Origin of the sequence: Nocardioides okcheonensis (assembly GCF_020991065.1) — a bacterium.
In the GTDB taxonomy this organism is placed as follows: domain Bacteria; phylum Actinomycetota; class Actinomycetes; order Propionibacteriales; family Nocardioidaceae; genus Nocardioides; species Nocardioides okcheonensis.
On record NZ_CP087710.1, the window covers coordinates 3,557,514 to 3,569,345 of the forward strand.

At 67.5% G+C, this 11,832-nt stretch carries 21 protein-coding genes; all 21 read left to right on the plus strand.

Annotated features, from left to right (window positions below):
* Positions 1-16 precede the first annotated feature (16 nt).
* The 21 genes from rplB (at position 17) to LN652_RS17425 (ending at position 11,832) form a co-directional block, all read left to right on the plus strand.
* Positions 17-853, plus strand: coding sequence for a 50S ribosomal protein L2 (gene rplB, locus LN652_RS17325; protein ID WP_211733363.1), 837 nt, complete (start codon positions 17-19; stop codon positions 851-853).
* A 5-nt stretch (positions 854-858) separates the two neighbouring features.
* Positions 859-1,140: a 30S ribosomal protein S19 gene (rpsS, locus tag LN652_RS17330; RefSeq protein WP_056906592.1), complete on the plus strand. Its 282-nt coding sequence runs from the start codon at positions 859-861 to the stop codon at positions 1,138-1,140.
* A complete protein-coding gene (gene rplV, locus LN652_RS17335) occupies positions 1,137-1,571 on the plus strand; it encodes a 50S ribosomal protein L22 (RefSeq protein WP_230441840.1) in 435 nt (144 codons plus the stop codon). The genes rpsS and rplV overlap by 4 nt, the downstream gene beginning before the upstream one ends.
* A complete protein-coding gene (gene rpsC / locus LN652_RS17340; protein ID WP_230441841.1) occupies positions 1,571-2,389 on the plus strand; it encodes a 30S ribosomal protein S3 in 819 nt (272 codons plus the stop codon). Before rplV ends, rpsC begins: the two co-directional genes overlap by 1 nt.
* 4 nt (positions 2,390-2,393) lie before the next feature.
* Positions 2,394-2,813 carry a 50S ribosomal protein L16 gene (gene rplP, locus LN652_RS17345; RefSeq protein ID WP_210439925.1) on the plus strand — a complete coding sequence of 140 codons (420 nt, stop codon included), beginning with the start codon at positions 2,394-2,396 and terminating at the stop codon, positions 2,811-2,813.
* Positions 2,813-3,055, plus strand: coding sequence for a 50S ribosomal protein L29 (gene rpmC, locus LN652_RS17350; protein ID WP_230441842.1), 243 nt, complete (start codon positions 2,813-2,815; stop codon positions 3,053-3,055). Before rplP ends, rpmC begins: the two co-directional genes overlap by 1 nt.
* On the plus strand, positions 3,052-3,333 hold the full coding sequence (gene rpsQ, locus LN652_RS17355; RefSeq protein WP_230441843.1) for a 30S ribosomal protein S17: 282 nt from the start codon (positions 3,052-3,054) through the stop codon (positions 3,331-3,333). Before rpmC ends, rpsQ begins: the two co-directional genes overlap by 4 nt.
* Positions 3,334-3,457: 124 nt before the next feature.
* A complete protein-coding gene (gene rplN / locus LN652_RS17360) occupies positions 3,458-3,826 on the plus strand; it encodes a 50S ribosomal protein L14 (protein ID WP_056599693.1) in 369 nt (122 codons plus the stop codon).
* Between the two features lie 3 nt (positions 3,827-3,829).
* Positions 3,830-4,183: a 50S ribosomal protein L24 gene (gene rplX / locus LN652_RS17365; RefSeq protein ID WP_230441844.1), complete on the plus strand. Its 354-nt coding sequence runs from the start codon at positions 3,830-3,832 to the stop codon at positions 4,181-4,183.
* Position 4,184: 1 nt separating this feature from the next.
* Positions 4,185-4,751, plus strand: coding sequence for a 50S ribosomal protein L5 (gene rplE, locus LN652_RS17370; RefSeq protein WP_211733357.1), 567 nt, complete (start codon positions 4,185-4,187; stop codon positions 4,749-4,751).
* 1 nt (position 4,752) lies between these two features.
* Positions 4,753-4,938, plus strand: coding sequence for a type Z 30S ribosomal protein S14 (locus tag LN652_RS17375; RefSeq protein ID WP_011757321.1), 186 nt, complete (start codon positions 4,753-4,755; stop codon positions 4,936-4,938).
* A gap of 89 nt (positions 4,939-5,027) precedes the next feature.
* A complete protein-coding gene (gene rpsH / locus LN652_RS17380) occupies positions 5,028-5,447 on the plus strand; it encodes a 30S ribosomal protein S8 (protein WP_230441845.1) in 420 nt (139 codons plus the stop codon).
* Positions 5,448-5,481: 34 nt separating this feature from the next.
* Positions 5,482-6,024, plus strand: coding sequence for a 50S ribosomal protein L6 (gene rplF / locus LN652_RS17385; protein WP_230441846.1), 543 nt, complete (start codon positions 5,482-5,484; stop codon positions 6,022-6,024).
* 1 nt (position 6,025) lies between these two features.
* On the plus strand, positions 6,026-6,409 hold the full coding sequence (gene rplR, locus LN652_RS17390; RefSeq protein WP_211733354.1) for a 50S ribosomal protein L18: 384 nt from the start codon (positions 6,026-6,028) through the stop codon (positions 6,407-6,409).
* Between the two features lie 38 nt (positions 6,410-6,447).
* On the plus strand, positions 6,448-7,074 hold the full coding sequence (gene rpsE / locus LN652_RS17395) for a 30S ribosomal protein S5 (protein WP_230441847.1): 627 nt from the start codon (positions 6,448-6,450) through the stop codon (positions 7,072-7,074).
* Complete coding sequence (gene rpmD / locus LN652_RS17400) at positions 7,074-7,256, plus strand: 50S ribosomal protein L30 (RefSeq protein ID WP_090969275.1); 183 nt, start codon at positions 7,074-7,076, stop codon at positions 7,254-7,256. The genes rpsE and rpmD overlap by 1 nt, the downstream gene beginning before the upstream one ends.
* A 1-nt stretch (position 7,257) precedes the next feature.
* Positions 7,258-7,698 carry a 50S ribosomal protein L15 gene (rplO, locus tag LN652_RS17405; RefSeq protein WP_211733352.1) on the plus strand — a complete coding sequence of 147 codons (441 nt, stop codon included), beginning with the start codon at positions 7,258-7,260 and terminating at the stop codon, positions 7,696-7,698.
* 190 nt (positions 7,699-7,888) lie between these two features.
* Positions 7,889-9,184: a preprotein translocase subunit SecY gene (secY, locus tag LN652_RS17410; protein WP_230441848.1), complete on the plus strand. Its 1,296-nt coding sequence runs from the start codon at positions 7,889-7,891 to the stop codon at positions 9,182-9,184.
* Entirely contained in the window at positions 9,184-9,759 is a 576-nt protein-coding gene (locus LN652_RS17415; protein WP_230441849.1) for an adenylate kinase, read from the plus strand. The genes secY and LN652_RS17415 overlap by 1 nt, the downstream gene beginning before the upstream one ends.
* Before the next feature lie 20 nt (positions 9,760-9,779).
* Entirely contained in the window at positions 9,780-10,604 is an 825-nt protein-coding gene (gene map / locus LN652_RS17420; RefSeq protein ID WP_230441850.1) for a type I methionyl aminopeptidase, read from the plus strand.
* A gap of 202 nt (positions 10,605-10,806) precedes the next feature.
* Entirely contained in the window at positions 10,807-11,832 is a 1,026-nt protein-coding gene (locus LN652_RS17425; RefSeq protein WP_230441851.1) for a TerC family protein, read from the plus strand.

Here is an 11,832-nt window from a genome sequence, read left to right on the forward strand (position 1 = left end):
CTGAATAGGAACTGATATGGCTATCCGCAAGTACAAGCCGACCACGCCGGGCCGCCGCGGCTCGTCGGTGGCCGACTTCGTCGAGATCACCAGGTCGACGCCCGAGAAGTCGCTGACGCGCCCGCTGCCCAAGAACGGCGGCCGCAACAACCAGGGCCGCATCACCACCCGGCACAAGGGTGGCGGTCACAAGCGCGCCTACCGCATCATCGACTTCCGTCGCTACGACAAGGACGGCGTGCCGGCCAAGGTCGCTCACATCGAGTACGACCCCAACCGCACCGCCCGCATCGCGCTGCTGCACTACGCCGACGGCGAGAAGCGCTACATCATCGCGCCCAAGGGTCTGACCCAGGGCACCGCGGTGGAGTCGGGTCCCAACGCCGACATCAAGCCCGGCAACAACCTGCCGCTGCGCAACATCCCGGTCGGTTCGACCATCCACTGCGTGGAGCTGCGTCCGGGTGGCGGCGCGAAGATCGCCCGCTCGGCCGGCATGTCCGCCCAGCTGGTCGCCCGTGAGGGCAGCCGCGCCACGCTGCGCATGCCCTCGGGCGAGATGCGCTACGTCGACGTGCGCTGCCGCGCGACGATCGGCGAGGTCGGCAACGCCGAGCAGTCGAACATCAACTGGGGCAAGGCCGGCCGCATGCGGTGGAAGGGCGTCCGCCCGACCGTCCGTGGTGTCGTCATGAACCCGGTCGACCACCCGCACGGTGGTGGTGAGGGCAAGACCAGCGGTGGTCGTCACCCGGTCTCCCCCTGGGGCAAGCCCGAGGGCCGTACTCGCAAGAGCAAGGCCAGCGACTCCCAGATCATCCGTCGTCGCAAGTCCGGCAAGGGTAGGAAGTAACCGACATGCCTCGTAGCCTCAAGAAGGGTCCCTTCGTGGACGGCCACCTCCAGAAGAAGGTGGACGCCGAGAACGAGAAGGGCTCGCACAACGTCATCAAGACCTGGTCGCGCCGGTCGATGATCGTGCCCGACATGATCGGTCACACCATCGCCGTGCACGACGGTCGCAAGCACGTCCCCGTCTTCGTGACCGACTCGATGGTCGGCCACAAGCTCGGGGAGTTCGCCCCCACCCGCACCTACCGCGGGCACGTCAAGGAAGACCGGAAGGGACGCCGTCGATGAGCACCACCGAGCGCAGCCGCACCAGTGCGCGCCGCGAGTCGCTGCTCGGCGACCAGCCGGGCGCGTTCGCCAGCGCACGCTACGTGCGGATCACCCCGATGAAGGCCCGCCGTGTCGTCGACATGGTCCGCGGCCTCCCCGTCGACGAGGCCCTCACCCTGCTGCAGTTCGCGCCGCAGGCCGCCTCCGAGACCGTCTACAAGGTGCTGGAGAGCGCCGTCGCCAACGCCGAGACCACCGAGGGCCTCAACCGGGCCGACCTGGTGCTCTCCGTCGCGATGGTCGACGAGGGCCCGACGATGAAGCGTTGGCGTCCGCGTGCCCAGGGCCGTGCGACCCGCATCAACAAGCGCACCAGCCACATCACCCTCGCGGTGCAGCCGGCTGACGCGCTGAACACGCAGGCCAAGAAGAACGGAAAGGGTGCCTGATGGGCCAGAAGATCAACCCGAACGGCTTCCGTCTGGGCATCTCGACCGACCACAAGAGCCGTTGGTACGCCGACAAGCTCTACAAGTCGTACGTCGGCGAGGACGTCGCGATCCGCAAGCTGCTCTCCAAGGGCATGGAGCGGGCCGGCATCTCCAAGGTCGAGATCGAGCGCACCCGTGACCGCGTCCGGGTGGACATCCACACCGCGCGTCCCGGCATCGTCATCGGTCGCCGCGGCGCCGAGGCCGACCGCATCCGCGGCGAGCTCGAGAAGCTCACGGGCAAGCAGGTCCAGCTGAACATCCTCGAGGTCAAGCAGCCCGAGGTCGACGCGCAGCTGGTCGCCCAGGGCGTCGCCGAGCAGCTCGCCGGTCGCGTGCAGTTCCGTCGTGCGATGCGCAAGGCGATGCAGACCTCGATGCGCTCGGGTGCCAAGGGCATCCGGATCCAGTGCTCGGGCCGCCTCAACGGCGCCGAGATGTCGCGCACCGAGTTCTACCGCGAGGGCCGCGTGCCCCTGCACACCCTGCGTGCCGACATCGACTACGGCTTCTACGAGGCCAAGACCACCTTCGGCCGCATCGGCGTGAAGGTCTGGATCTACAAGGGCGAGGTCGCCGGCACCCGTGCCGAGCGCCAGGCCCAGCAGGCCGCCCGCGCCGGTGCCCCCGGCCGCGGTGGTCGTCCCAACACCCGTGGCGGTGACCGTCCGAGCCGTGGCTCGCGCGGCGACCGCGCTCCTCGCGCCGAGGCGACCGCTGAGACCTCAGCCGCGCCCGCCGCCGAGGCTGCACCGAGCACCGGACAGGAGGCCTGACCTCATGTTGATGCCCCGTCGCGTCAAGCACCGCAAGCAGCACCACCCCAAGCGCCGTGGCGTTGCCAAGGGTGGCACCACGCTGGCCTTCGGTGACTTCGGCATCCAGGCGGTCGAGGGTCACTACGTGACCAACCGGCAGATCGAGTCGGCCCGTATCGCCATGACCCGTCACATCAAGCGTGGCGGCAAGGTCTGGATCAACATCTACCCGGACCGCCCGCTGACCAAGAAGCCTGCCGAGACCCGCATGGGTTCCGGCAAGGGTTCCCCCGAGTGGTGGGTTGCCAACGTCAAGCCCGGCCGCGTCATGTTCGAACTCTCCGGCGTCGACGAGACCGTTGCCCGCGAGGCCATGCGCCGCGCGATGCACAAGCTCCCGATGAAGTGCCGGTTCATCTCCCGTGAGGCCGGTGAATTCTGATGGCTACCAAGCTGAACGCCCACGAGCTCGACGAGCTCAACGCCACCGACCTGGAGGCGAAGCTGCGCGAGGCCAAGGAGGAGCTGTTCAACCTCCGGTTCCAGGCGGCCACCGGCCAGCTGGAGAGCCACAGCCGGCTCCGCACGGTCAAGAAGGACATCGCCCGGATCTACACCGTGGTCCGTGAGCGTGAGCTCGGGATCCGCACCACGCCGGGCACCAACGAAGAGGCGAAGGCATGAGCGAGAACACTGCGACCACGTCGGTCGAGCGCAACCAGCGCAAGGTCCGCGAGGGCCTCGTCGTGAGCGACAAGATGGACAAGACCATCGTCGTCGCCGTCGAGGACCGCGTGAAGCACGCCCTCTACGGCAAGGTCCTGCGCAAGACGTCGCGCCTCAAGGCCCACGACGAGACCAACCAGTGCGGCATCGGCGACCGGGTCCTCATCATGGAGACCCGTCCGCTCTCCGCCACCAAGCGCTGGCGTCTCGTCGAGGTCCTCGAGAAGGCCAAGTGAGCACCCGGTGAGTCGGGCCAAGCCCGGCTCACCGGACCAGCACCACCCAGAAACCCCACCAGTTCGGCCAGGCTCCAGTCCCGCGAGGGCTTGAGAGAACCAGCTCGACAACCAGGAGAAATCAATGATCCAGCAGGAGTCGCGACTCAAGGTCGCCGACAACACCGGTGCGAAGGAGATCCTCTGCATCCGTGTTCTCGGTGGCTCTGGGCGTCGCTACGCCGGCATCGGTGACGTCATCGTCGCCACCGTCAAGGACGCGATCCCCGGTGGCAACGTCAAGAAGGGCGACGTCGTCAAGGCCGTGGTCGTGCGCACCGTCAAGGAGCGTCGCCGCGCCGACGGTTCCTACATCCGCTTCGACGAGAACGCCGCCGTCATCCTCAAGAACGACGGCGAGCCCCGTGGTACGCGCATCTTCGGCCCCGTCGGCCGCGAGCTGCGCGAGAAGCGCTTCATGAAGATCATCTCGCTCGCCCCGGAGGTGTTGTGAGAGATGGGTAAGCACATGAACATCAAGAAGGGCGACACCGTCAAGGTGATCGCTGGCAAGGACAAGGGTGCCCAGGGCAAGGTCATCTCGGTGCTCCGCGAGGAGGACCGCGTGATCGTCGAGGGAGTGAACCTCGTCAAGCGCCACACCAAGTCCGTGCAGCAGACCGGCACCACCGGCGGCATCATCACCCGCGAGGCCCCCATCCACGTCTCGAACGTGATGCTGGTCGAGGGTGACGGCGTCACCCGCGTCGGGTTCCGCCGCGACGAGGTCACCAAGCGCCGTCCCGACGGCTCGACCTACGCCGCCAGCCGCTCGGTCCGCGTGTCCCGCAAGACCGGCAAGGAGATCTGAGATGGCCGAGACCACCTCCACGGAGATTCCGCGGCTCAAGGCGCGCTACCGCGAGGAGATCGTCCCCGCGCTGCGCTCCGAGTTCGAGATCGCCAACATCATGCAGGTCCCCGGCCTGACCAAGATCGTGGTCAACATGGGTGTCGGCGAGGCTGCTCGTGACTCCAAGCTGATCGAGGGCGCGATCCGTGACCTCACCGCGATCACCGGCCAGAAGCCGGCCGTGACGAAGGCCCGCAAGTCGATCGCGCAGTTCAAGCTGCGCGAGGGCATGCCGATCGGCGCGCACGTCACCCTGCGCGGCGACCGCATGTGGGAGTTCCTGGACCGCCTGCTGTCCCTGGCGCTGCCACGCATCCGCGACTTCCGCGGCCTCTCGCCCAAGCAGTTCGACGGTCGTGGCAACTACACGTTCGGTCTCACCGAGCAGGTCATGTTCCACGAGATCAACCAGGACAAGATCGACCGTTCGCGCGGCATGGACATCACCGTCGTGACCACCGCCACCAACGACGACGAGGGCCGTGCGCTGCTCAAGCAGCTCGGCTTCCCGTTCAAGGAGAACTGACATGGCGAAGACTGCTCTGAAGGTCAAGGCCGCCCGCAAGCCGAAGTTCGCCGTCCGCGGGTACACCCGCTGCCAGCGCTGCGGTCGCCCGAAGGCCGTCTACCGCAAGTTCGGCCTCTGCCGCATCTGCCTGCGCGAGATGGCCCACCGCGGCGAGCTGCCCGGCGTGACCAAGTCCTCTTGGTAATCGCCTTCTCCTGGTAATCACCTCTCAACACGTTGCAGGTCCCCAGGCCGCGAGCCTGGGGAAACCACGACGAGAAAGAAACCCACATCATGACGATGACTGACCCGATCGCAGACATGCTCACGCGTCTGCGCAACGCCAACCAGGCGTACCACGACGTGGTGTCGATGCCTTACAGCAAGATGAAGGCCGGCCTCGCGGAGATCCTCAAGCAGGAGGGCTACATCACCTCCTACGACGTCACGGACAACGCCACCGCCGAGGGCGAGCCCGCCGTCGGCAAGACGCTGACCGTCACGCTCAAGTACGGCCGCAACCGGGAGCGCTCGATCGCGGGTGTCCGCCGCATCAGCAAGCCCGGCCTGCGTGTCTACGCCAAGCACACCAACCTGCCCAAGGTCCTCGGTGGCCTCGGTGTCGCGATCATCTCGACGTCGCAGGGCCTGTTGACCGACCGCCAGGCGAACCAGAAGGGCGTGGGCGGCGAAGTCCTCGCCTACGTCTGGTGACCCGGACCAACTGAGACCAGGAAGAGAGAGAAGCATGTCGCGCATTGGCAAGCTCCCCATCGCGGTCCCGTCCGGTGTCGACGTCGCGATCGACGACTCGCTGGTGACCGTCAAGGGCCCCAAGGGCACCCTGTCGCACACCATCGCGGCGCCGATCACGGTCGCCAAGGGCGAGGACGGCATCCTCGAGGTGCAGCGCCCCGACGACGAGCGCAACAGCCGCTCGCTCCACGGCCTGACCCGCACGCTCATCCACAACATGGTGGTGGGTGTCACCGAGGGCTACGAGAAGAAGCTCGAGATCGTCGGCGTGGGCTACCGCGTCCTGCCGAAGGGCCCCACCCAGCTGGAGTTCCAGCTCGGGTACTCCCACCCGATCGTCTTCGACGCCCCCGAGGGCATCACCTTCACCGTCGAGGGCCCGACCAAGCTCGGTGTCGTCGGCATCGACAAGCAGCTCGTCGGCGAGGTCGCGGCCAAGATCCGCAAGCTGCGCAAGCCCGAGCCCTACAAGGGCAAGGGCGTCCGTTACGCCGGCGAGCACATCCGCCGCAAGGTCGGAAAGGCCGGTAAGTGACATGGCGATCTCGCTGAGCAACAACAAGCACACCGCGAACCGCGTCCGTGCCCGTCTGCGTCGTCAGGCGCGCGGTCGCAAGCGCATCAACGGTACCGCCGAGCGTCCGCGCCTGGTCGTCACCAAGTCGGCCAAGCACCTCTCGGTGCAGGTCGTCGACGACCTCGCCGGTGCGACCCTCGCCTACGCCTCCACCATGGAGGCCGACGTGCGCGGGACCGAGGGTGACAAGACCGCGAAGGCCAAGAAGGTCGGCGAGCTGGTGGCGTCGCGTGCCAAGGCCGCGGGGATCGAGGACGTCGTCTTCGACCGTGCCGGCAACAAGTACCACGGCCGCATCGCGGCCCTGGCCGACGCCGCCCGTGAGGGCGGCCTCCAGTTCTGATCGCCCACGCGAAGAATTCTGAAAGAGGAGAAAGTCTCATGAGCGGAGCCCAGCGCGGACAGCGCGGTGGCGAGCGCCAGGGTGGTGACCGTCGCGGACGCGACAACGGTCGCAACCAGGCTGACAAGACCGCCTACATCGAGCGCGTCGTGGCGATCAACCGGGTCGCCAAGGTCGTGAAGGGTGGTCGTCGCTTCAGCTTCACCGCCCTCGTGATCGTCGGCGACGGTGAAGGTCTGGTCGGCGTCGGCTACGGCAAGGCGAAGGAAGTTCCCGCGGCGATCGCCAAGGGTGTCGAGGAGGCCAAGAAGCACTTCTTCAAGGTCCCCCGCATCCAGGGCACCATCCCGCACCCGGTCCAGGGCGAGAAGGCCGCGGGCGTCGTCCTGCTGCGTCCCGCCGCTCCCGGTACGGGTGTGATCGCCGGTGGCCCGGTGCGCGCCGTGCTCGAGTGCGCCGGCATCCACGACGTGCTGAGCAAGTCGCTCGGCTCGTCCAACCAGATCAACATCGTCCACGCGACCGTCGAGGCGCTGCGGATGCTCGAGGAGCCCGAGGCCGTGGCTGCTCGCCGCGGCATGCGGGTCGAGGACGTCACCCCGGCCGCGCTGCTCAAGGCGCGCGCCGAGGGCCAGCTCGAGGCGACGGCGGGGGTGCAGCAGTAATGGCACAGCTCAAGGTCCAGCAGAAGCGCGGCACGGTCGGCCTCAAGGCCAACCAGCGCGAGACGCTGCGCTCGCTCGGTCTCAAGCGGATCGGCGACGTCGTCGTGAAGGAAGACCGCCCGGAGATCCGGGGCATGATCAACACCGTCCGTCACCTGGTGACGTTCGAGGAGGTGGAGTGACATGACGCTCAAGCTGCACCACTTGCGTCCCGCTCCGGGCGCCAAGACCGCCAAGACCCGCGTGGGTCGTGGTGAGGCGTCCAAGGGCAAGACGGCCGGCCGCGGTACCAAGGGCACCAAGGCGCGCTACCAGGTCCCGGTCGCCTTCGAGGGTGGCCAGATGCCGATCCACATGCGCCTGCCCAAGCTGAAGGGCTTCAAGAACCCCTTCCGCGTGGAGTTCCAGGTCGTCAACCTCGACCGTCTCGGCGAGCTGTTCCCCGACGGTGGCCAGGTCACCGTCGCGGACCTCGTCGCGAAGGGCGCGGTCCGCAAGGGCCAGCCCGTCAAGGTGCTCGGCCAGGGCGACATCTCCGTCGCCGTCCAGGTCAGCGTCGACGCGTTCTCGGCCTCCGCCAAGGAGAAGATCGAGGCTGCCGGCGGCACCGCGACCGTGGCCTGAGGCCACACATCAGCACCATCCGGTGAAGGCCTGGCCGCACAGTGGGAACTGTCGGCCAGGCCTTCGTCGTTAGCGGGGAGAGCGGGCCGCACCGCGACTGTTAGGCTTCCCCGGGCTCTTCGCCGTACACCGGCGAGGGTCTCTCGTCAGCCGGCCTGAACCAGGCCGGCACCCAACGAAAGAGGAACCAGTGCTAGGCGCGTTCGCCAACGCTTTCCGGACCCCGGACCTGCGCAAGAAGCTGCTGTTCGTCCTGCTGATCGTCACGATCTTCCGGCTCGGCTCCCAGGTGCCGACCCCGGGCGTCAACGTGGCCAACGTCCAGGCCTGCCTCAACCAGGTCGAGGAGGGAGGGCTCTACAGCCTCATCAACCTCTTCTCCGGTGGCGCGCTGCTCCAGCTCACCATCTTCGCGCTCGGGATCATGCCGTACATCACGGCCTCCATCATCCTGCAGCTGCTCGTCGTGGTGATCCCACGGCTCGAGGCGCTGAAGAAGGAGGGCCAGGCCGGCCAGACGAAGATCACGCAGTACACCCGGTACCTCACGCTCGGCCTCGCCGTCCTCCAGGCGACCGGCATCGTGGCGCTGGCGCGCAACGGCGCGCTGCTGCAGAACTGCAACCGCGACCTGCTGCACGACGACGGCACCGGCACGTTCCTCGTCATGGTCATCACCATGACCGCGGGCACCGCCGTGATCATGTGGCTCGGCGAGCTGATCACCGACCGCGGCATCGGCAACGGCATGTCGATCCTCATCTTCACCCAGGTCGTCGCCACGTTCCCGGCGTCCCTGTGGAGCGTCCAGACGTCCCAGGGCTGGGTCACCTTCGCCATCGTGATGGTCATCGGACTGATCCTGGTGGCAGCCGTCATCTTCATCGAGCAGGCCCAGCGCCGCATCCCGGTGCAGTACGCCCGCCGGATGGTCGGTCGCAAGATGTTCGGCGGCAACTCGACCTACATCCCCCTCAAGGTCAACCAGGCCGGCATCATCCCGGTCATCTTCGCCTCCTCGCTGCTCTACCTGCCGGCGATGGCGGTGCAGTTCAACCCCGACAGCAAGAACCCCGTGCTCGACTTCATCGGCACCTACCTCGCCGGCGGGGACCACCCGCTCTACATGGCGGTCTACTTCCTGCTGATCATCTTCTTCACGTACTTCTACGTCTCGATCACCTTCAACCCTGTCGAGGTGGCGGACAACATGAAGAAGTACGGCGGCTTCATCCCCGGGATCCGGGCGGGCAAGCCGACCGAGGACTACCTGTCCTACGTCCTGTCCCGCATCACGTTCCCTGGAGCGCTCTACCTCGGCCTGATCTCCCTGGTCCCGCTCGTCGCCTTCGCGATGATCCAGGCCAACCAGAACTTCCCGTTCGGCGGCACCTCGATCCTCATCATGGTCGGCGTCGCCCTCGACACGGTGAAGCAGATCGAGAGCCAGCTCCAGCAGCGCAACTACGAAGGATTCCTCCGCTAATGCGTCTCATCCTCATGGGCCCCCCGGGCGCCGGCAAGGGCACCCAGGCCTCGTTCATCGCCCAGCACTTCGAGATCCCGGCGATCTCCACCGGTGACATCTTCCGGGCCAACGTCTCGCAGGGGACCCCGCTCGGCGTCGAGGCCAAGCGCTACATGGACGCCGGCGAGTACGTCCCCGACGAGGTCACCAACAAGATGGTGCGCAACCGCATCGACGAGGACGACGCGAAGCCGGGCTTCCTGCTCGACGGTTACCCCCGCACGTTGGCCCAGGTGACCGAGCTCGACGGGATGATCGGCTTCACCGGCCACCGCCTCGACGCGGTCGTGGTGCTCACCGTCGACCCCGAGGAGCTCGTGCAGCGGCTGCTGCAGCGCGCGGTGACCGACGGGCGCGCCGACGACACCGAGGACGTCATCCGGCGCCGCCAGGAGGTCTACGCCGAGCAGACCGAGCCGCTCATCGAGGTCTACCGCGAGCGCGGCATCCTCGTCGAGGTCGACGGCATGGGCGACGTCGACGACGTCACCAAGCGCATCTTCGCTGCCCTCGACGTCGTGCCGCAGAGCTGACCCGGGCAGGACACGCACGCATGGGGTTCCGCGACCGCGGCCTGGAGATCAAGACGCCCGAGCAGGTCGAGAAGATGCGGGTGGCCGGGCTGCTGGTGGGGGAGACCCTCGAGCTGCTGCGGGCCGCCGTCCGGCCGGGCGTGACCACGCTCGAGCTCGACACGCTGGCCGAGACCAACATCCGCGACCACGGCGGCATCCCGTCGTTCAAGGGCTACAGCACGCCGCCGTTCCCGGCGACGATCTGCGCCTCGGTCAACGACGAGGTGGTCCACGGCATCCCCGGCGAGCGGGTGCTCGCCGAGGGTGACGTGATCTCCATCGACTGCGGTGCGATCGTGGACGGCTGGCACGGCGACGCGGCGACGACGGTGCCGGTCGGGGAGGTCGGCGACGACGTCCGCGAGCTGCTGCGCGTCACCGAGGAGTCGCTGTGGCGCGGCATGGCGGCCGCGCGGCTCGGCGGCCGGGTGACCGACATCAGCCACGCGATCGAGACCTACGTCCGGGCGCAGGGCCGCTACGGCATCCTCGAGGACTACACCGGCCACGGCATCGGCACCGAGATGCACATGGCCCCCAACGTGCCGAACTACGGTCGCAAGGGCCGCGGCCCCGTGATCGTGGAGGGCCTCGCCCTCGCCGTCGAGCCGATGGTCACGCTCGGCAGCAAGCACACCGACCTGCTCGAGGACGAGTGGACCGTCGCGACGGTCGACGGGTCGATGTCGGCCCACTTCGAGCACACCTTCACCGTCACGCCGCAGGGTGCGTGGGTGCTGACCGCAGTCGACGGCGGTGCGGCGCGCCTCGCCGAGCTCGGCGTCCCATTCGGCGGACGCTGACGTCCGGTTTGGCTCCCGCCCCGAGGGGCGTGGAAGACTGCACCGGTTGGAGGGGAGTATTCCCCTGGTGGTGGTGTCGTCAGCACGGCGCCCGCGCGAGCGGGGCCCGGTGCCACCGGCTCGCGTGACGCGGGTGGAAGAGACCTCCGGCGTCCGTGTCGTGCACGGACACCGCCCCCACCTCACCCTCTAGGAGCAGTTCGTGGACGTCCCCACCTGGGTCTGGATCGCCACCGCGGTCGTGACGCTCGCCGTCTTCACCTTCGACCTCGTCGTGATCGGCCGCAAGCCGCACGAGCCGAGCATGAAGGAGTGCGCCACCTACCTGTCGATCTACGTCGGGCTCGCGGTGGTCTTCGGCCTCGGCGTGTGGTGGACCTCCGGCGGGACGCCCGCGCTGGAGTTCTTCTCGGGCTGGCTCGTGGAGTACTCGCTCTCGATCGACAACCTGTTCATCTTCATCATCATCATGGCGAAGTTCGCCGTGCCCAAGGAGCTCCAGCAGTTCGCGCTGATGGTCGGCATCGTGATGGCGCTGATCATGCGGGCGATCTTCATCGCCGTCGGCGCCACCGCGATCAACAACTTCAGCTGGGTCTTCTACCTCTTCGGCCTGTTCCTGGTCTACACGGCGGTCAAGCTCGCCAAGGAGGGCGCCGAGGACGAGGACGAGGAGTTCGAGGAGAACCGCGTCGTCGCGTTCGTCGAGAAGCGCTTCCCGGCCACCTCGGAGTGGCACGGCGAGAAGCTCTTCATCAAGGAGGGCGCCCAGCGGATGATCACCCCGATGTTCATCGTGATCATCACCCTCGGCACCACCGACCTGCTGTTCGCGCTCGACTCGATCCCGGCGATCTTCGGCATCACCAAGGAGCCCTACCTGGTGCTCACCGCCAACATCTTCGCCCTGATGGGCCTGCGCCAGCTCTACTTCCTCATCGGCGGTCTGCTGCAGCGCCTGATCTACCTCTCCTACGGCCTGGCGTTCCTCCTGGCCTTCATCGGCGTGAAGCTGATCCTGCACGCGATGCACGAGAACGAGCTGCCGTTCGTCAACGGCGGCGAGCACATCACCTGGGCCCCCGAGATCCCGATCTGGCTCTCGCTGGTCGTGATCCTCGCGACCCTCGCCGTCACCGCCGTGCTGTCCCTGTGGGCGTCGAGCCGCATGGACGCCCAGCAGCAGGACGCCGCCACCGGTCCGCGGCGCGACTGGGACGACGACTGA